Annotated in this window: 16 protein-coding genes; 14 read left to right on the forward strand and 2 right to left on the reverse strand. The window is 35.7% G+C overall.

Annotated elements, in window-relative coordinates; all coding sequences use genetic code 11:
* The first annotated feature begins 7 nt into the window (after window positions 1-7).
* Genes ABMA70_RS14020 through ABMA70_RS14045 form a run of 6 tightly spaced genes read left to right on the forward strand, consistent with a single transcriptional unit; the run spans window position 8 to window position 8,654 of the window.
* On the forward strand, window positions 8-2,212 hold the full coding sequence (locus ABMA70_RS14020; protein ID WP_392992619.1) for a heavy metal translocating P-type ATPase: 2,205 nt from the start codon (window positions 8-10) through the stop codon (window positions 2,210-2,212).
* Window positions 2,209-2,490 carry a metal-sensitive transcriptional regulator gene (locus tag ABMA70_RS14025; RefSeq protein ID WP_103218154.1) on the forward strand — a complete coding sequence of 94 codons (282 nt, stop codon included), beginning with the start codon at window positions 2,209-2,211 and terminating at the stop codon, window positions 2,488-2,490. The genes ABMA70_RS14020 and ABMA70_RS14025 overlap by 4 nt, the downstream gene beginning before the upstream one ends.
* 8 nt (window positions 2,491-2,498) lie before the next feature.
* Entirely contained in the window at window positions 2,499-3,704 is a 1,206-nt protein-coding gene (locus tag ABMA70_RS14030; RefSeq protein ID WP_392992617.1) for a TolC family protein, read from the forward strand.
* Window positions 3,697-5,076 (forward strand): efflux RND transporter periplasmic adaptor subunit, encoded by a 1,380-nt coding sequence (locus ABMA70_RS14035; protein ID WP_392992616.1) that lies wholly within the window; start codon window positions 3,697-3,699, stop codon window positions 5,074-5,076. The genes ABMA70_RS14030 and ABMA70_RS14035 overlap by 8 nt, the downstream gene beginning before the upstream one ends.
* A complete protein-coding gene (locus ABMA70_RS14040) occupies window positions 5,069-8,185 on the forward strand; it encodes an efflux RND transporter permease subunit (RefSeq protein WP_392992613.1) in 3,117 nt (1,038 codons plus the stop codon). Before ABMA70_RS14035 ends, ABMA70_RS14040 begins: the two co-directional genes overlap by 8 nt.
* Entirely contained in the window at window positions 8,178-8,654 is a 477-nt protein-coding gene (locus ABMA70_RS14045; protein ID WP_392992611.1) for a hypothetical protein, read from the forward strand. Before ABMA70_RS14040 ends, ABMA70_RS14045 begins: the two co-directional genes overlap by 8 nt.
* Here ABMA70_RS14045 and ABMA70_RS14050 read toward each other — a convergent pair whose 3' ends face one another.
* Window positions 8,655-9,167: a DUF2391 family protein gene (locus ABMA70_RS14050; RefSeq protein WP_103218149.1), complete on the reverse strand. Its 513-nt coding sequence runs from the start codon at window positions 9,165-9,167 to the stop codon at window positions 8,655-8,657. It lies immediately after the preceding gene.
* Window positions 9,168-9,244: 77 nt separating this feature from the next.
* Window positions 9,245-10,162, reverse strand: a complete 918-nt coding sequence (locus tag ABMA70_RS14055) for a hypothetical protein (RefSeq protein ID WP_392992608.1) — start codon at window positions 10,160-10,162, stop codon at window positions 9,245-9,247.
* Window positions 10,163-10,400: 238 nt separating this feature from the next.
* Here ABMA70_RS14055 and ABMA70_RS14060 point away from each other — a divergent pair, with 238 nt between their 5' ends.
* The 8 genes from ABMA70_RS14060 (at window position 10,401) to ABMA70_RS14095 (ending at window position 19,618) form a co-directional block, all read left to right on the forward strand.
* Window positions 10,401-10,853: an ankyrin repeat domain-containing protein gene (locus ABMA70_RS14060; RefSeq protein ID WP_392992606.1), complete on the forward strand. Its 453-nt coding sequence runs from the start codon at window positions 10,401-10,403 to the stop codon at window positions 10,851-10,853.
* A 93-nt stretch (window positions 10,854-10,946) separates the two neighbouring features.
* The gene (locus tag ABMA70_RS14065) at window positions 10,947-11,177 is read left to right on the forward strand and encodes a hypothetical protein (protein ID WP_103218146.1); all 231 of its coding nucleotides are present in this window, start codon (window positions 10,947-10,949) and stop codon (window positions 11,175-11,177) included.
* A 175-nt stretch (window positions 11,178-11,352) separates the two neighbouring features.
* Window positions 11,353-11,871: a hypothetical protein gene (locus tag ABMA70_RS14070; protein ID WP_392992604.1), complete on the forward strand. Its 519-nt coding sequence runs from the start codon at window positions 11,353-11,355 to the stop codon at window positions 11,869-11,871.
* Window positions 11,872-11,940: 69 nt separating this feature from the next.
* Window positions 11,941-13,224 (forward strand): PepSY-associated TM helix domain-containing protein, encoded by a 1,284-nt coding sequence (locus tag ABMA70_RS14075; RefSeq protein ID WP_392992602.1) that lies wholly within the window; start codon window positions 11,941-11,943, stop codon window positions 13,222-13,224.
* Window positions 13,221-14,414 carry a hypothetical protein gene (locus ABMA70_RS14080; RefSeq protein WP_392992600.1) on the forward strand — a complete coding sequence of 398 codons (1,194 nt, stop codon included), beginning with the start codon at window positions 13,221-13,223 and terminating at the stop codon, window positions 14,412-14,414. Before ABMA70_RS14075 ends, ABMA70_RS14080 begins: the two co-directional genes overlap by 4 nt.
* The gene (locus ABMA70_RS14085) at window positions 14,407-16,605 is read left to right on the forward strand and encodes a GNAT family N-acetyltransferase (RefSeq protein WP_392992599.1); all 2,199 of its coding nucleotides are present in this window, start codon (window positions 14,407-14,409) and stop codon (window positions 16,603-16,605) included. The genes ABMA70_RS14080 and ABMA70_RS14085 overlap by 8 nt, the downstream gene beginning before the upstream one ends.
* Window positions 16,602-18,326, forward strand: coding sequence for an IucA/IucC family protein (locus tag ABMA70_RS14090; protein ID WP_392992597.1), 1,725 nt, complete (start codon window positions 16,602-16,604; stop codon window positions 18,324-18,326). The genes ABMA70_RS14085 and ABMA70_RS14090 overlap by 4 nt, the downstream gene beginning before the upstream one ends.
* A gap of 20 nt (window positions 18,327-18,346) precedes the next feature.
* On the forward strand, window positions 18,347-19,618 hold the full coding sequence (locus ABMA70_RS14095) for a lysine N(6)-hydroxylase/L-ornithine N(5)-oxygenase family protein (protein ID WP_392992596.1): 1,272 nt from the start codon (window positions 18,347-18,349) through the stop codon (window positions 19,616-19,618).
* The last annotated feature ends 10 nt before the right edge of the window (window positions 19,619-19,628 follow it).

A 19,628-nucleotide genomic window follows, 5' to 3' on the forward strand; every position in this document is an offset into this window, starting at 1 on the left:
AGATTGGGTGGAAACACAAAATAGTGTAAACTTAAAAATTTCAGGTATGAGCTGTGCAAGTTGTGCAGCTTCTATTGAAAGTGAAGTTTCAAAAATTGATGGAGTTAAACTTTCAAGTGTAAATTATGCAATTGAAAGTGGTCACTTTGAATTTGAAGATAAGGCCGTCTTAGATAATATTGAAAAGAAAATTGTTGAACTTGGTTACATAATTCAAGATGAAAATGAAGATGAGACTATTAATGAAAGTATACCTGTAAAATCAATTGAAAAAGATAACTTTCATAAATTTATTATCGGAATCAGTCTTGCTGTTGCAGTCTTCATGTTCGAAATGGGACCGCTAAAAGGTTGGCCTACGAAAAAAGCTAACTGGTATGTTCAGCTAATTCTAACGACACCTATTTGGGCATGGATTGGTTTAAAATTCCAGCGCTCTTTATTACAATTTCTAAAAAGTGGCCGCTCTAATATGAATACTCTTATTGGACTGGGTACAACTGCTGCATTTCTTTACAGTGTCTTTGTTACCTTATTTACAGATCTAAGTCTTGAGCTAGGACTAACGACAAGAGTTTATTTTGAAGCGGTGGGCTTTATTATTTCATTCGTTTTTCTTGGCCAGTATTTTGAAGAAAGGGCAAAGAAGAAAACGAAAGAAGCCTTAAATGACCTTTTTAAATTATCTGCTAAGAAAGCGACTGTTCTAAGAGGTGAGTCCTTTGTAGAGGTTGCAATTAGTGAAGTTCAAGTCAGTGATACTCTAAGAGTTCGCCCAGGTGAGAAATTTGCGGTTGATGGGAAAATCATAAAAGGCTCTAGTGCAATTGATGAATCAATGATTTCAGGTGAACCTTTACCTGTTAAGAAAGGAGAAGGGGAGCAGGTTTTTGCAGGAACAATCAATGGTGACCACGTTATTGATTATAAAGCGACAAAAGTTGGAAGCGATACTTTCCTTTCTCAAATCATAAAGTTCGTTGAAGAGGCGCAGTCTTCTAAACCAAATATTCAAAAATATGCAGATAAGATTAGTGGGGTCTTCACTCCTGTCGTTATTGTTATTGCAATTGTTACCTTCCTTGCTTGGTACTTCTATGGAGGAGAGCCAAGATGGGGGAATTCAATCTCTAACTTTATTGCGGTACTTGTTATTGCTTGTCCTTGTGCACTTGGATTGGCTACACCAACTGCTGTCGTTGTCTCAACTGGTAGAGCTTCTTTAAAAGGCCTGCTTATTGGAGGCGGTGAAGTTATTGAAAAGGCCGTCGAAATTGATACTGTAATTTTTGATAAAACAGGAACAATTACTTTTGGGCGCCCAAGTGTCGTAGATGCTATTTTCAAAGATGGAAGTGATGAGATGACAACTCTTAAACACTTGGCTTCTATTGAGCAATTTTCTGAGCACCCACTTGCTAAAGCTGTTCTAAATTTCGCAAAAGAAAAAGGTATCGAATTAAGTGAGCCTGATAGCTTTGAGGTAATTAAAGGTAAGGGAATTATCGCTGAAATTGATGACATTGAATATCATATTGGAAATGAATCATTATTAGATGACTTACGTGTTAAAAGAGATATTGATTTAGAATCTAAAAAAATTGGAAGCTTCATTTTTGTTGCTAGAAACAAAGAACATGTGGCAACTCTAATTGTTGGTGATGAAATCAAGCCAAGTGCTAAAGAAGCGATTGAGCATTTCAAATCGCTTGGTATTGAAACTTGGATGATAACTGGTGATAATGAGATTGTTGCTAAGAGTGTTAGTGAAGAAGTAGGAATTGATCACTTTATCGCTAGAGCACTTCCTCTTGGTAAAGCGACTCAGATTGAGCGTTTACAGAAGGAAGGACGAAAAGTTGCTATGATTGGTGATGGGATTAATGATGCTCCAGCACTAGCAAAGGCCGACCTTTCAATGGCGATGGGAACTGGAACTGATGTCGCAATTAGTGCATCTGATGTAACTATTGTGAAAGGTGATATTGTTAAGGCCGTAGAATTCATTGAACTTGCTAAAGGAACGATGAAGATCATCAAGCAAAATCTCTTCTTATCAATGATTTATAATACTCTACTAATTCCAATTGCCGCTGGTGTGCTTGTTATCTTCGGTGGCCCGACAATGCCTCCAGTACTTGCAAGTGTTGCAATGGGACTAAGTAGTATTTCTGTTGTTTCAAATAGTTTAAGAATAAGGAAATTAATATGAGTAAGCACCCAGACCACAAATCAACATTAACTAGAGTTAATCGTATTGAAGGTCAAGTTCGTGGAATTAAGAACATGATTGAAGATGGTAAATATTGTGTTGATATTCTTACTCAGATTAAATCCATAAGAAGTGCTCTAAAGGGGTTAGAACATGTGATTCTAGAATCGCATTTAAATAGTTGTGTTATGAAGGCCATCAAATCAGGTTCTGAAAAGGATTCTGAAGAAAAAATCAGTGAGATCATGGAACTTCTAAAAAAATCAGCAAAGTCATAGGTTTTATTATGTTTAAGTCTGCTTTAATCATTTGTATTTCTACTAGCACCATGGCCTTCAGCTTTAAGCAAGCCGTTGGAGAACTAGCTAATCACAACAGTGTTGAGGCCATTAAGGGAAGTGCTAAATCTCTTGTTGAGTCTTCAAAACAAAAAAGTTCTTGGGGGGACCCAATGTTTAAGGTTGCTGCCAAGAACTTTCCGGTGGAGACTCTCGATTACAACCAAACTCCAATGACTGGCCTAGAGCTAGGTATTTCTCAGAAGATTGCTCTTTCCAACAAGTACGGCAAAACATCTGAAAGTATGAATGCTCAAGCAAGGGCCATGAATTTTTCTGCACTTGATTATGAGCAAGCTCTAGTGAAAGCGTTGTGGGGAAATGTTATTGGGAATCGAAAAATTGAAAGCGAGTTATATATTTTAAAAGAAAACCTAGCTTGGATTAATAATATTTTAAAGGTTAGTAAGAAGCTCTATTCAAATGGCCGCATTACTCAGCAGGCACTACTTGATATTCAGATTAGAAAATCAGAAATTGAAAGTGAGCTAAGTAATAAGACTTTCGAGTTAAGGCAGAACAAGGCCCAACTCAAATACTTGCTTGGAGATCGTGCTACTAGCTTTGATTACAAAAGTGTTCCTTGGAATTTATTAGATAAGTCTATGAAAGAGGATATAAAAGATAATCGTCTTAAGGCCCTCGAAGAAGGAAAGATCGCAGGAGAGTTTGCTGTTGAACAAGCTAATCTAGCTTATATTCCAGATATTACAGTCTCTTTAGGTTATACATTTCGTTCAGATGAAATTGATAAGAATGGTGACTTCGTTGGAGCACAAATAACATTTCCTATTCCGGTTTCAGATGACAAAAGTGGTGGAAAAGGTGCAGCTGTCGCAAATCGCTATGCTGCAATCAAGAAATTGGAAGATTATAAGCTTAAGAAGAATCGTGATTTAAATATTATTAAAGATGATATTGAGAAATTAAAAGCGGAGTTACAAATTATTACTAAGAAGTCTGTAAACTTCGCTAAAAACTCTCGATCAATCACTTCAAAATCTTACGGTCGTGGCAATAGCTCATATGTAGAGCTTTTGCAGAGTGAATTGCGATTGCAAACAATTTTATTAAAAAAAGTGATGTTAGAAGCACAACTTGCAACTTCTAAAGTTGATTATAAATATACTCTTGGAGAGTCTCTCTATGAATAAATTACTTACAATTATTACATTTACAACACTTCTTGGATTTGTTGCTTGCTCGCCGAAAGAGGAAACTAGTACACAAAGTGAATCTAAGGTTAAAACTTATTATACATGCTCAATGCACCCACAGATTAAGGAAGACAAGCCTGGAAAGTGTCCCATCTGTCATATGAACTTAACTAAAGTTGAAGTTGAAGATGATCATGACCATTCTGCCATGATACAAAATGAACCACAAAAGGAGATGTGGCGTTGTAAGGATTTTCCTGATGTAACAAGTGAAAAAGAAGATATCTGTCCTATGGATGGATCTCCAATGATAAAAGTAAATACACAAAAAGAGAGTGCCTCTAAAGTTGTGGCAAGTGTGAAACTTAGAAAGTCTCAACTTAAGCATTTTGCACCTTCTTACTTTCCTGTAACGACAATGAAGATGACTAAGAAAATTAGACTTCTAGGTCAAGTACTCCAATCAGAAGAAAAAGAAAGTAATATACCGGCAAGAATCGATGGCCGTGTTGAGAAAGTTTATGTGAAATCAACAGGAAGCTTTGTTAAGACAGGCGATCCAGTGGTTGATATCTACAGTCCAAAATTAATTTCTGCTGGAGAAGAGTATATTCTTGCTCGTAGGACGTACTTAACAAATAAAGGACGTGAGTTTCGTGACCTTTATATACAAAGTCAGGAAAGACTTGAGTTATGGGGAATTAAAAAAGAACAATATGAAGCATGGGCAAAGTCTGGCGCTGTTCCAAATAAAATTACAATCTATTCTCCTGCAACAGGAGTTGTACGAAAAAGAAATGCCACTGTTGGTACATATTTTAAAGAAGGGCAAAACTTCTTTGAACTTTCAAACCTAAGTGATGTATGGGTCGAACTCGATGTCTATGAACAGGATTCAGCGCTAGTACAATTAGGCCAAACTGTTGAATTAGAATTCATTGCAATACCTGGAAAGACGACAAAGGGTGAAGTGGATTTTATTAGCCCTGTACTCGATCTGCAGTCTCGAACATTAAAGGTTCGCGCTACGATTCAAAATGAGGAAGGGAAGCTAAAACCTGGTATGGTTGCAAATGCTCAAATTACTTTCGAATTAGAGGGAATGCCTCTCGTAATCCCACGATCTGCTGTTATTGATACTGGAAAGAGAAAAGTTGCATGGGTAAAGGTTAGTGATAAAGAGTTTAAGTCTGTCGTTATTAAAACGGGGCATGAGTCAGAAGGCTATGTTGAGGTTAAAGAGGGACTTAAAGATGGGGATCAAGTTGTTATCGAAGGAAACTTCCTTCTTGATGCTCAAGCACAACTTTTTGGTGGATATGAGGATATGAGTACATCTGATCCTCATCAAGGGCATACTAATGATTAAGAATATAATTGAATTATCTATTCGAAATCGTGTCACAGTAGTACTAATCTTTATCTTGGTTGCACTACTTTCTGTCTTTAGCTTATCGACAGCACGAATTGATGCAATTCCAGATATTGGAGAAAATCAGCAAATTGTTTTCACAAATTGGGCCGGAAGATCACCTAAGGATATTGAAGAACAAATTACTTATCCATTAAGTGTTCTCTTACAAGGGATTCCTGGTGTTAAAAATATTCGCGGTACATCTGCATTCGGTTTCTCTACGATTTATGTCATTTTTAATGATGATGTTGACTTTTACTGGTCGAGATCTCGTGTTTTAGAAAAACTTACAAGTGCAAAGAATGAACTACCTGAAGGCGTAAATCCTGCAATGGGACCGGATGCGACAGGTCTTGGGCAAGTTTATATGTATACACTCGAGAACGCTTCAGATAATGATAAGCCATTGTCATTAGAAGAGTTGAGAACATTACAAGACTTCTATGTTCGTTATCTTCTTCAAAGTGTGGAGGGAGTAAGTGAAGTCGCAAGTATTGGTGGATTTGTTAAAGAGTATCAAATCGATGTTGATCCTAATAAACTTATTGCCTATGACATTCATCTGACATCTATTATTCAAGCTATTCAAGATAGTAATATTGATGTTGGAGCAGAAGTTATTGAAGATGGTGATCGTGAATTTATTGTTCGTGGTAAAGGATTCTTCAAGTCCCTTACTGATATTGAAAATGTTGTCGTTGCTGTAAAGAATAAGTCTCCTATTCGAATTAAAGACATGGCAAGTGTTGGTACAGGTCCTGCTTTTCGTCGTGGTGCTCTCGATAAAAATGGTACGGAAGCCGTTGGTGGAATCGTTACCATGCGATTTGGTGAAAATCCAAAAGAAGTCATTGATAATGTAAAAGAGAAAATTGAAATTGTTAAGGCCGGACTTCCAAAAGGCGTTGTTTTTAGCCCATTCTATGATCGAACAGAAGTAATAGAGAGAACGATTGGCACAGTATATTCAGCTCTTGCACAAGAGATTTTTATTACTGTTATTGTAATTTTATTATTTTTACTACACTTTAAATCTTCAATTCTTGTTTCTTTAACTCTTCCATTTGGTGTTGGAATTAGTTTCATTCTCATGAAATTTATTGGTATCGATTCAAATGTTATGAGTTTGTCTGGGCTTGTTATTGCTATTGGTTCAATGGTGGATATGGGTATTATCATGACTGAAAATATCTATTCAAGTCTTGCAAGTGAAGATCGAGATCTAACTAAATCAGAACGAATTAATATTATTATTAAGGCGGCCCGTGAGGTTGGACCAGCAATCTTAACAGCGGTTGCTACGACAATTGTTACTTTCCTTCCTGTTTTTGGATTAGAGGGAAGTGAAGGAAAGCTTTTTGGACCTCTTGCATGGGCAAAGACACTGGCAATGTTTGGTTCCGTTGTTGTTGCTATCATACTTGTCCCTGCCCTAAGTGTTTACTTCTTAAAAGGTAGGCTAAAACCAATTGAAAAGAATCCAGTTAGTTTAAAAATTGTTAACACATATCAACCTGTTTTAAGCTGGCTACTTGATAATCGAAAGTTCTTTGCAATTTTCCCAACTCTAATTTTCATCCTCGGAGGAATTGCATATTCTCAACTTGGTAAAGAGTTTATGCCATCACTTAATGAGGGGGAAATTCTTTATATGCCTGTAACTACTGCCGATGTTGGGATGACAAAGGCACGAGAGCTTTTGGCCTATACAGACAAGGAGCTAGTTAAGCATCCTCTTGTTGCGAGTGCGATTGGAAAACTAGGGCGTGCCGAAACCGCTCTTGATCCTGCTCCTGTTGCAATGTTTGAAACAGTTGTAAAACTTATTCCTCAAGATCAGTGGCCAAGTGGAACTTCGATTTACGATATTATGGCAGAGCTTGATCAACAGTTACAGGTTCCTGGACTTGTAAACGCGTGGCTATTTCCAATTGAGAATAGAATCGCCATGATTTCTACTGGTATTAAAACACAAATTGGTGTGAAAATCTTTGGGGATAACCTCGAAAAGCTTGAAAAGATTGGACAAGAGATTGGCCATGTTCTTGAGGGCATCAAAGGTGCAAGTGGGGTCTATGCACAACAGATCACAGGTAAACCTTATATTGAATTTGATATTGATCGTGTGGCCGCAAGTCGCTATGGGATTAATACTGGAACGATAAATAAAATTCTTCAAACTGCAGTCGGCGGTATGACGATCGGGCAATTCTACGATGGCAGACAACGCTTTCCAATTCGCGTACGTTATAAGAAAGAGCTAAGAGATCGTATTGATGAATTAAAGAAAGTTCTTGTCCCTAGTCCACTTGGACAACATATTCCTTTAGAGCAACTTGCAAAAATTGAAGTTGTAACGGGACCAGCGATGATCCAGTCCGAAGATGGGATGCTGCGCTCACTTGTACTTTTAAATGTGCAAGAAAGAGATCTTATCGGATTTGTAGAAGAAGCTAAGAAGGCAGTAGAAGAAAAGGTAGAACTCCCTAAAGGATATTCTTTAGTTTGGGCCGGACAATATGAAAATCAGGTACGATCTAATAATCGACTGATGCTTCTTGTTCCTCTAGCGCTTGTTATAAATTTAATCATTATTTATTTTGGGATTAAAAATCTACGTAATGCTGCAATTGTTTTTAGTGCCGTTCCAATCGCATTTGCAGGTGGTCTAATTCTGCTTTGGATTGGAGGCTTTAATACGTCTGTTGCCGTTTGGGTTGGTTTTATTGCCTTATTTGGTATTGCTGTCGATGATGGTGTCGTTATGATGACCTATCTGCAAGAAGAGTTTAAAACAATTAAACCAAGAAATTGGAGTGAGCTTAAGGAAGTAATCGTCAATGCAGGTTCTAGACGTATTAGACCTCTTGTTATGACAACGACAACGACTGTCGTGGCCTTAGTTCCTATTATGTGGTCGACAAGTACAGGAAGCGAAGTTATGAAGCCGATGGCCATTCCTACGCTTGGAGGGATGCTTGTTGAGTTAATTACATTATTTGTTGTTCCTATTACATATTCATATTTTGAACAAAAGAACCTTAAAGGAGAAACACATGAATAAATTTATTATTGTAAGTATGATTGCTTTTAATTTATTTGCTGCTGGCCGTATTGAGATGGCACCAAACACAAAAAAAGAAGTTGTTAAAGTTCTCGAATTAAATGAAACACTTCATGCAAGCTTCTTTGAATACGATGGGGCAAAAGTTGAGGAAGCTGCAAAGAAGCTTTCAACAGCAATTGATAAGATTAGTGATGAGAAAATTAAGAAGCTTCTAACTTTTTCAAAAACAAAGCTTTCTGAAATTCAAGCTTCAAAAACAACTGCTGAAAACAATCAAAGTTACCACTTAGTTTCAATGGCACTAATTCATATCATTAATACATATGATGTAGGTGAGAAGTATAATGCTTACTCATGTCCTATGGTTAAGAAGAAGTGGGTACAAAATTCTTCTAAACAGGATAAAGTTCACAATCCATATGCATCAAATATGCCACACTGTGGACAAAAAGATACTAAGTTCTAATTACTTCAAATAATCTGTGATGGCCGCTCCAAAGATGCTTGGGAATGCAATAATTACTGTGCGTTTAAAAGCTAGAATTGGATCGGTCATTACGGGAAATTTATCAATCAAAAATAGAATGAATACAACACTGGAAGTTGTGATTAAGTAAATCGCAAAAATTCTCTTAATAAACTCTGCGACATTTCCCTTAAGCTTAAATCGGTAGAAGTTAAAGTAGACAAAGCAAGTAACAATAACAATTGAAGATGCTAGTAGATAATAGATATTATCAAACTTCAAACTTACACTAAGATTCCATACTTCTTCAGTAAAACACAATGGTGAGGCCACAAGAAAGGCCCCTACAAAAATTTGTGAGACATCACGTAGTCTTAATTCAACCATTAGTGGATTGATAACATGACCAATTGGCTTACCGGTATCATCTAAGAATGTAACAACTTCTTTGAGGTAGCCATTGATTCGTTTGATTTCAGTATGTGTATTCTTTAAACCTTTAAAAACATCCATACTAAAATTATAGAGAGATTTTGGAATTTAAGCAAAAAAAAAGGCCCGGATAACCGGGCCCGTATATTAACTTTAATTTAGAATAAGTTAATTGTTGCTGAGAAACCGAAGTTTGTTTTGTCTTTGTCGAAGTCATCAGCAAGGAATTGGATATTTGGGTAAAGGTAAATATCACGAGTAACAGAGATACCTACACCAACTGATTGGTATTCGTAAGCTCTAAGAAGTTTTGCATCTTTTCCTCTTGATTTTTGGTAGTTAAAGTAACCAAATACTGTTCTGAATGAGAAAGTATCATTGAATACGTATTCAAGTTGAGGGTAAAGACCAATTGCCATTTCTGTCTGGTAGTCTTTTAAGAATGGTTGTCCTGTTTTTGCTTGAAAGTCAGCTCTGTACTTAGAGTCAGCTAGACCACCAGAGAAGTAAAAGCTTGCTGAAACACTTGCACCAAGAGTCCAACCTGAGTCTCCAAATTTTTTCATCATATACTGAGATACACCTAGAATTTGATCTAGATTTTGATTCTTGTATGAATCTTTTGTACCAAAAGTTAAATCTGCTGATGTAATTGTTTGGATACCTGCGATTGTGTAAACACGAGAGTAACCAATGTATGGGTTAGAAATGTCACCTTTAGCGTGGTGAAATGGTGTTAGAACTGAGTAACCAGCACCAACTGTAATAGAATCATTCTTAGAAAGTCTATAACGACCAGAGATTGATCCACTCATCGATGTTTCAGTTTCGTTTTCTGGGTCAGCATAAATATTTGGTCTTTCTTTACCAAATGGGTCATCAAGAGATCCACCATTGTAACCAAGTGAGAGACTCATGCTCAGTGGAGATTTCGATCCAGATTCAGCTCTCATACGAGCATTTGTAATCTCTTCATCGATATCCTTTTTATCAGTAGTTGTTTTCTTTTCTTCTGCTTGCGCGTTTGAAAGTCCCAGCCCTAGCATAAAGATTGCAAGTGCAATGTTCTTTTTCATAATCACTCCATGTGTATGTTTTTATAGACTAATATTGTCTAAAGACTGATGTAAAAGATCAATGAAATTCTTAATAAAATCTTAATATACAACAAGAAAGATTTTTGCGTATGGCACCAATATAGCTTAATTCAATAAATAATAGGCAAATAACGATTAAGGGGCTTAATTAAACTTATCCCATCTTCACTTTATAGACGAGATGGCTTCTCCGTAGAATTATCTATCAGGAGAAGTTATGACTAAAATTTTTGATTGGGCACGAAGTGGTGATGTAGGTGAGTTAAGTATTTACATACTTACAAATGAAGAATGTAACTTAGAGGTCAAAAATGAAAAAGGTTATACGCCACTCTTAGAGGCCACTCATCGTGGTCACTTTGACTTTTGTCATACACTACTTAGTGCTGGTGCAAATCCAATAGCTAAAGATGGCCTTGGCAATACTGCATTGATGCTAGCTTGCTTAAAAGGTGATTTAAAAATCGTAAAATTACTTATTCAATATGGAGCAAAGCTTTGCGAAATAAATGATTCAGGAATGAGTGCATATGATTGGGCAATGGCATTTAATCGAAAAAAAATAGTCTCATTTATTAGTGAAACACACCATTTTCAAAATGATCGAATAAAGAGTTATTATGGCCTCGTTAAAAATGGACTTAAGTCCATTGCATGGTTTAATAGGTAATCTCTATGGCGTCATAAAGACTCAGTATTTTATTTTAATCCTATTTCTTGCGAAGATTAATTAACGGATAATTAATCATCAAAGGAGATGGATATGAAAGTTCATACATTATTTACGACACTAATTATTGGTGCAAGTATGGTGAGCCTTTCGGCAACAGCTGAATCCCTTTGTGAACATAAATACGATTCACAAGAGGTGAGCTCTCATCGTAACCTAGAGAATGAAGTTGTTCATTCTTCTAATTCGTTTAAATCAAAGTTTAAAAAGTCTGGCGAAACTCGCATCCTTAGTAAGATCGAAGGGCGTGATCCAATTCGCTAAATCTAACAAAAAGGCCCTGTTGATGTCTCCAAACAGGGCCACTTTCACCAAATTTTAAGTATTTATTTCAAAAAGTGTCTTTATTAGCAATCATTTGTTTAAATATGTAGATTATTGTTTGACACCTCAAACTCGTTCAGATATTTATTCTTCATAAACTTAAAGGAGAATAAACATGATGAAAAAATCACTTATAGCTTTATTATCACTACTATCAGTTTCAGCTATCGCAAACACTGACCTTGTTCTTGAAGGTGAGAGATGGCTTGCACAGCATAAAGGTTATGTATGTGCAGCATTTACTGACTACACAAATGCACCGGCTTCTCACAACAACATGAATGTTAAATTTGAAAAGCTTTCAACTGATTACACACTAGATAATATTCTAATCAAGGCAACTTTTGAGAATGTAGATGGTATTGAGTGTTCATACTCTTCAATCCTATTTGCAGACAACGCAGCTTCTACAATTGACCTAGTCGATTCAAGAGCTTTCTCTAAGGTTGATGCTTCAGCAGATTGTTCAGAAGGTAAGGCAGTTCTTGATGCTCAACTTGCAAACAATGATTACCTATACTGGGGACACCCTCACCACGCAACAATTATGGTTCCTGCAACTGGTGCAGCTGAAGTTTGCGGCGAAGGTGCAACACATATTGGTATCGATTTTATGGTTTATAAAAGACTATAAAAAATCCTTGATATTAAGCAGGGCCTTTCTTTCGTAAGAAAGTATAAGGTTCCTGCTTTTTTAATTTTTATGAGCTCATTAGTAAGAAAATTTTTAAAAATTCATCGTATTCTAGGCTTAGTCCTAGCGATTAACTTTCTCTTGTTAGGCTTAACAGGAGTTGTTCTCGTTTGGCGTCACGAATTATCTCCTGTTCATTCGGTAGAACAGCAGAGCGCTTTTGTTTCAGATCAATCCTCTCTTTCAAAAATTGAAAATTACATACATGAAAATGAAATTTACAAAGATAAAAAAGTACTTTCAATTTTTAAAGGTGATGATGGTGATATTCAAGCACGAATAACAGAGCCAGGTGTTGAAAAGTTTAAAGGTGCAACAAGATTAAAATTTGATCTTGCTGGTAATGTGCTGACATCAAATCAAGTCAAGCCTACGGTCTTTATTGATTTCGTCTTAAAGCTACATCGTGAGTTACTCTTAGGTGGAAAAGGTAAAATTTTAATAGGGCTTATGGGAGTGTTCTTTCTCGTAGCTCTTCTAAGTGGTGCTTTTATTGCAAATATGTTCTACCGTAACGTAAGAACAATGAACTCTCGAATTATGCTTGGGCGTCTTCATAAAATAATCGGCGTTAAAACACTTGCATGGCTTTTTATTGTTACTTTTACTGGAGCGATCTTAGCATTCAATAGTACATTAATTGATCTCTTTTTAAGAGGAAATGTAAAGGCCCAGCAAGAGAATGCAATTGTCATCGAAAATGCAAAGTATGTATCGGTCACAACAATTTTAAAAGAACTAGAATCAAAACTTGCTCATTTAGAATATGACTTTATTTCTTTTCCTGATAATGAATTCTCAGTACCAAATCAATTTGTTGTATTGATGGAAAATGAAAGTCATCATCACGAGATCGCTTATATTGATGGAATAACAGGAAAGTTAAACCGCACAGTAACGTTACCATGGTACTTAGAACTTCTCATTCTTTCAGAACCTCTGCACTTTGGCGATTATGGTGGAGTCATTCTTAAGATTATTTGGAGTCTTTTCGGTCTTATTTCTTCTTTTATTCCAATTAGTGGAATCTATATTTTCTTATTTAGAAAAAAATACTTAGTAGCAAGGAGTGAGCAGTATAATGGTAATTTAATAAGTGATGTAAATATTTCGTTTACTGAGATTCTACTTCCTAGCTTATTTGTTTTTGTCATTTTCTTTGTTACTTCTGATTTTAAATGGATTTTAAGTGCACTATTTTTAGTCTACTTAGTTTTCTCTTGGCGTGATTTGATAGTTTTTATTTCTTCTCTAAGAAAAAAGAAGAGAATTCAGAAGGAGAGTATCTCTTGAGTTCTCAACTTCAAATAAGTGACAATTTTACTAAGGCCATCTCATGCCTTTGTTTTGTTTTTGGTGCGGCCCAAACTATACTTCTTGGTCTTATACCGAAAATTGCTATGGTAACGAATCTTGATATTACATCAATCATAATTATCTATGGGTTTTCGATCTTCTTCTTTCTTTTTATGACAAAGGAGTGGGCCGCACTTTTTTCTAAACTTAAGGCCAAGACTATCTATCGAATTGCTCAGTTTGGATTGCTCATGTCGAATCTGGCCCTTTTAGCAACATTTACTTCTGGTAATGTTAGGCTGTCTCTCATTTTCTTTGTTATATCTCGAATTATTTATGCATTGAGTGCAAGCTCTATTATTCCTTTTTCTCAAATTGTTAAGATTGGCCGATACAAAGATACTCATAGTGGTATTCTTGAAACAACTATTTTTCTAAATGCTGGAAGGCTTGTTGGATTGGTACTAGGTGGACTTCTCGCATTTAATCTCAATTTGAGCTTAGTGGTTTTGATCGTTATGCTTCTTTTAACAATTCCATTTGATTTTAAGAGCGGAATCAACGAAATTCAAACTATCGCTGGAAAGAAAGATTCTGATACTAAGCAATTGATAATGCCACTTCTTTTTATTCCATTGATTTATACATTTATGACTTCATTTTTTCACACTAGTATCACGAGTGTGGTTGGAGACATATTAATTGGTCAAATTAAGCAATCCGCTACTATCTATTGGCTGCTGACTCTTGCATCTCTTGTCATAATTCTTACACAGTTAATTTTAAAGAAGTTAAAACTTATTAACTCTAAAATATTCTCTACTTTGGCAATTGTTTCTCTTTTATTTAGTTTCTACTCATTCTCTAGAGTAAATAGCTTAGAAACACTTTACGGATTCATCCTTCTATTCTCATTTGGAGCTGCAATTATTCCAATTTTATATATGGGACATATTTATAACTTGAACCCTAGCTCTCCAAAGCAGATTGTTGCCAGTGAGATCAGTTTTTATCAAACCCTAGGCAACGCTCTTGGAGCGATAATGTCAGGTGTAATTATTAAGTACAACTTTACAAATTATATTCTTTTTCTATTTGTGGCCTTAGTAGTAGGGGCGATCTCAATAAGTTTCAAATACAGTACTTCAGATACGAGAGAAGAACTAAGCGGAGCGACTAATGGTTAATATAAATTATAGGCAGCTTGCTGATAAATATAGTATTCGTGCATTAGTTAACTCAATGATAAGAGATTATTCAGAAGATAATCTTGTTAAAGTTGATGTTGAAAATAGTGATGTATTGATTGGTGATCTTGTTTTTGAACTTGAGTCATATTCTCCTCTCGGTGGGCATCGTTATACTGGTGATATTTACTTCAATAAAACAAAGCTTACTTTTGATGAGATGCTTGTTCACTTAGTGCCTAATTTTTCTAATGTTGATTCTACTTTTATCGAAAATATTATTAACTCTCGCGATAATATCGAGTTGATTCTTAAATATAATCCACAAGTGAATATTGATAGCTACCTTACTAGTGAACAAAAGATGCTTCTTGGACATCCATTTCACCCTTATCCTAAATGTAAAAAGGGAATGAGTGAAGAGGATCTCAAACTTTATTCACCTGAATTCTCTAATGGATTTAAGTTGATCTGGATAAAGTGTAGAGAAGAATCAATCCATACTAATGCAGAATTATTTGCAGTTTCTACTGCTATGAATAAGCTTGCTCAATTTGATTTAGAAGAGATCGATGACTCTTTCGTCTATATTCCAATGCATCCTTGGCAGTGGCGTCGTTTAAAAGAGAAAGAATTAGTTAATGGCATAGTGGAAGTTGCAAGTGGTGTTAATGATTGGTATGCACTTTCTTCCCTTAGATCTCTATATTCATATGGAGCACCTTTCTTAGTTAAGTATTCAATGGATGTAAAGCTAACAAACTCGATAAGGCATCTTCAACCAGAAGAAGCTATTCGTGGAATGCAGATGGAAACTGTATTCAAAAATGAAGGGGTCGCAAATTTTAGTGATAAATTTCATATTCTTTATGAACCATTCTATGTTGCTCTTAAGGGACAAGATGGTAATGCTATTATTGAATCGACAATTCAGTTACGTGAAAATTTTGAGACGGATAATTGTTTTCTCCTAGGTAGCCTTGCTGAAGAGAATCCTTATACAGGAAAGTCACATCTTTTAAGCTTAGTAGAGGGAAATGCAAAGAAGGCTTGCGGGAATATCTTTTTAGCAAGAAAGTACTGGTTTGAAGCCTTTCTTGAAAATGTCATAGGGGAGTTTATTACTCTTTCTGAAGAGCACGGAATTCTTCTAGGTGCTCATATGCAAAATATCATCCTAAAAATGAAAGATGGGTTACCTGTTGGGACAATATACCGTGATTGTCAGGGGACTGGATTTACAACAAAGAGTGTGGAAAAATTTGGTTCTAAGTATGAATTTATTAGTGGCACAAAGGGAAATATTCTTTCACCTGATGATGTTAACAAAGTATATACATACTACTTAATTATCAACTCAGTATTTAATACCATTATCTCGCTTGCAAATGGTGATGCTAAGGCCGAGCTATTTCATTTAGGACAATTTAGAAATTTTATTTTTAAAGCGCATCATAAATCAACATTTCTAAATTATTTGATTAACAGTGACTTTCTCTATCAAAAAGGAAATTTCAGATGTTGTGTAAGCAATATTAACGAAAATACAATTGAAAACCCTTGGGATATATATAATAAAATACCTAATCCTATTAGTACTCTTCTAAGAAAACCTCGTGTCTATGAAGGCGAGCTTTATCGTGCAAAATCTAAGCATAATCACGAGATAACTCTTCGTGCATTTGATTTGAATGAAGATCTTGAAAAGTTTCATGAATGGCATAATAAGAAGTATGTTTATGAATTTTGGGAAATGAATAAGTCGATAGAGGAACTAAGAGCTTATGTACAGGGCCTGAAAGATTCTCCATACCAACTTCCAATGATTGTGGATATCGATGGAGAACAAGCTGGATACTTCGAAGTTTATTGGAGCTTTGATGATAGGATTGCTCCTTATTGTGATGCTTCACTATATGATAGAGGAATCCACATTTTAATTGGAGAAGAGAAGTTCTTAGGTACTCGTGCCGTTTTTGATTCAATTTTTCATTTAACTAAATTCTTATTTGAAGATGATGAAAGAACTCAAAAGGTGTGGGGGGAGCCTCGTGTTGATAATAAGAAGGTCTTAACTTTAGCAAGGCTTCTTCCGGGATGGGAACATAGAGGAGTTTTTGATTTTCCACATAAAACATCAAATCTCTTAGAAGCTGATCGTACAAGGTTTTTGCGCGAGGTTCAATCATGATCAATACTCAGCTATTCTATGAATTACATAAAAACCTAATCATTAAGGCCATTGAAGAACTTCAGTTTGAAGAACTATTTAATGTTGAGTTTATTGATGATCGTTTTAATTTTAGGATAAATGATAGCATCTATTATAGCTTTCATGGCCGTATTGGTGCATGGGGAAACCTTCAAATTGATAAAAGTACTTTTCACAAAGTAAGTGGTGAAAAGGTTATCGTGGAATTTACTCTGGCAGATTTCTTCTACGAGACTCAATACCTTACAAAGATGAGTGATGAAACATTGGCACAATTTATCGAAGAAGGTAATCAGACTATTTATGGAGATATCCTTCATTATCACTCTCTAGAGAATCTTTCTCTTAATGAGATTGCACAGTTTAATTTTAATAAAATTGATCAAATTCTTTCAGGGCACCCAAAAATTATTATGAATAAGGGACGCCTCGGATGGGGAAGTGATGAACTCTTAAAATATGCACCAGAAACACGAAACAGCTACAAGCTACATTGGTGTGCAATAAAAAAAGAGTATCTTGAATTAGGCCTTGATCAAGAACAATTAAAACTAAATGATCTCTATAAAGACTCCCTGTCGATTAGCGAAGTTGAATTTGCTAAAGGGCTAGTTCATGAAACTGGCGCAAATAGTGATGATTTTGTTTTCATCCCTGTACATCCTTGGCAGTGGAGTAAATATATAAGTGTTCAATTTGCACACTTAATTTATCAAAATGCCCTTATACCACTTGGAATCATGGGAAGAGAATATACTCCACAGGTTTCTATTAGAACCTTATCTTCTAATTCTCGTGAGAGTAAATTTGACTTAAAAGTCGCAATTTCAATTTTAAATACATCTAGTGTAAGAGGAATTCCTCAAAAATATGTCTCAAAAGGACATCTTTTATCACAGAAGGTTGAGAGCATCATTAAGTCAGATAGCTTTCTTGTTGATAAGGTCGATATATTAAAAGAAGTTGCAGCAATGAGCTGTCCGCTACCTGAGTTTAACCGTATCGACGGTGGCTCATATCGCTATAAGGAATTACTTGGGTGTGTATGGCGAGAAAGTGTAGAGAATAAGATTGCTGATGATGAGCTCGCAATTCCTACAGCGGCACTATTATTCACTAAAGATGACCAATCTCTTGTTAGTGAATATATTAAATTATCGGGCCTAGGTACTAAAGAATGGTTAAAAGAATACTTTGAAGTTGTTGTCATTCCTCTTTATCACTTACAAGTAGAACATGGATTGGGCCTTGTTGCTCACGGACAAAATACGATACTGACTCTTAAAGGTGCAAGACCTAATAAACTTATTATCAAAGACTTTCATGGTGACTTTAGAATGGCATCTGATTCAAAGCATAGCGAAGCTGATTTTGGTGTTGAGCTTGATAAGTTACCACCAGAGTATTTGATTCACGATCTTATCACAGGACACTTTATCACAGTCTTACGCTACTTCTCGAGAGTTGTTGAAGAATGTCTAGGTTTTAAAGAAAAGGACTTTTATCACTTACTTGGTGAAGTTATAGCAAACTATCAAGTCGATTGTTCTCCTGTTGGTAAGGTTAATTTATTAAGAAATGAATTTGAAAAGGTATTGGTTAATACTGTTCGCTTTGTAGCTGGTTACAGCGAAACAGGGGAAAGGCTTAAACCAATGCTTGGAAGTAATATTAAAAATCCTCTTGTTAAAAATAGTTAGGGTTGAGTTGAGGTAGTTAAATGCAGAATATATATGACATTGTTGGAATCGGTTTAGGACCGTTTAATTTGAGTTTAGCAGCTCTTTTAAATCCTTTAAGTGAAATTAATAGTAAATTCTTAGATAACAAACCAGAATTTAGTTGGCATCCTGAGTTGATGTTTGGTGATGCGATGATGCAAACTTCTTTCTTAAAGGATCTTGTCACACCTGTTGATCCTAAAAGTATCTTTAGTTTTCTAAATTACTTAGTTGAAAATGGACAATTTTATCACTTCTTAAATACAGATCGTAAGGCGATTAACCGCTATGAGTTTCAAGACTATTGCAAGTGGGTTTCAAAACAACTTTGTGATGATATTGATTTCGACTCTAAGGTAATTGATATAAAGCACGATGGTGAAAAATTTGAGGTGATTAAGGAAGGTGGGAGTTACTTTACAAAAAATATTTGTGTCGCTTCTGGCCCAACTAAAAATATACCAGAATGTGCAAGGCCATTCCTGTCTGAGACTCTTTTTCACGCTAAGTCTAAGCAAATGAAGAAACTTGATCTTAAAGGTAAGAAAGTTGTTGTTATCGGTGGGGGACAGACGGGAGTCGAAACATTTAGAAATGCTCTAAATGGAATGTGGGGAAAAGTAGAAAAGGTTACCTTGTTAAGCGGAAGACATAATTTACAACCACTTGATGAAGCTCCATTTACAAATGAAATATTTACACCTGAATTTGTACTTAATTTTCACTCTCTATCTCAAGAGCAAAAAGATTCATATACTCAAAGCCAGTTATTAGCTAGTGATGGTAACACTCCTCAATACTTACAAGAAATGTATAATGAACTATATCTTGACCGATTCTATTTAAAGAAACTTCCTGATTATACAATTTCTCCAATGCGCTGGCTTAAGGCGATTGAGAAGCAAGGGGCATCATATAAATTAGTCGTTGATAATTTACTTAATCAAAACGAAGAATTTATCGACGCCGATATTGTTATCTTGGCGACAGGTTTTAAAAGTGTTCTACCTAGTTTTCTGGATGGAATTGCGGATAAGATTACAAAGGATTCTAAGGGGCGCATAATTGTAGGACAGGATTATAGCATCCAGACTACGATTGAAAACGGGAAGATCTATTCAATGAATTTTAGTCGCCATGGCCATGGTGTAGCAGATCCACAAACAAGTTTAATGTCTTGGCGCTCGGCCATGATTGCTAATGACCTCGTTGGCGAAACTAAATACAAAACTACAAATAATAGCGAAAGCTTTTTAAGCTTTTTTAACTAACGGAGAGACA

Source organism: Halobacteriovorax sp. XZX-3 (assembly GCF_043196495.1).
Classification (GTDB): Bacteria; Bdellovibrionota; Bacteriovoracia; order Bacteriovoracales; family Bacteriovoracaceae; genus Halobacteriovorax_A.

Bases quoted from the DNA above. Each gene is read 5' to 3' on its own strand.
- ABMA70_RS14025 (WP_103218154.1), top strand. From the start codon at position 2,209: ATGAGTAAGCACCCAGACCACAAATCAACATTAACTAGAGTTAATCGT.
- ABMA70_RS14030 (WP_392992617.1), top strand. From the start codon at position 2,499: ATGTTTAAGTCTGCTTTAATCATTTGTATTTCTACTAGCACCATGGCC.
- ABMA70_RS14035 (WP_392992616.1), top strand. From the start codon at position 3,697: ATGAATAAATTACTTACAATTATTACATTTACAACACTTCTTGGATTT.
- ABMA70_RS14040 (WP_392992613.1), top strand. From the start codon at position 5,069: ATGATTAAGAATATAATTGAATTATCTATTCGAAATCGTGTCACAGTA.
- ABMA70_RS14045 (WP_392992611.1), top strand. From the start codon at position 8,178: ATGAATAAATTTATTATTGTAAGTATGATTGCTTTTAATTTATTTGCT.
- ABMA70_RS14050 (WP_103218149.1), bottom strand. From the start codon at position 9,167: ATGGATGTTTTTAAAGGTTTAAAGAATACACATACTGAAATCAAACGA.
- ABMA70_RS14055 (WP_392992608.1), bottom strand. From the start codon at position 10,162: ATGAAAAAGAACATTGCACTTGCAATCTTTATGCTAGGGCTGGGACTT.
- ABMA70_RS14060 (WP_392992606.1), top strand. From the start codon at position 10,401: ATGACTAAAATTTTTGATTGGGCACGAAGTGGTGATGTAGGTGAGTTA.
- ABMA70_RS14065 (WP_103218146.1), top strand. From the start codon at position 10,947: ATGAAAGTTCATACATTATTTACGACACTAATTATTGGTGCAAGTATG.
- ABMA70_RS14070 (WP_392992604.1), top strand. From the start codon at position 11,353: ATGATGAAAAAATCACTTATAGCTTTATTATCACTACTATCAGTTTCA.
- ABMA70_RS14075 (WP_392992602.1), top strand. From the start codon at position 11,941: ATGAGCTCATTAGTAAGAAAATTTTTAAAAATTCATCGTATTCTAGGC.
- ABMA70_RS14085 (WP_392992599.1), top strand. From the start codon at position 14,407: ATGGTTAATATAAATTATAGGCAGCTTGCTGATAAATATAGTATTCGT.
- ABMA70_RS14090 (WP_392992597.1), top strand. From the start codon at position 16,602: ATGATCAATACTCAGCTATTCTATGAATTACATAAAAACCTAATCATT.
- ABMA70_RS14095 (WP_392992596.1), top strand. From the start codon at position 18,347: ATGCAGAATATATATGACATTGTTGGAATCGGTTTAGGACCGTTTAAT.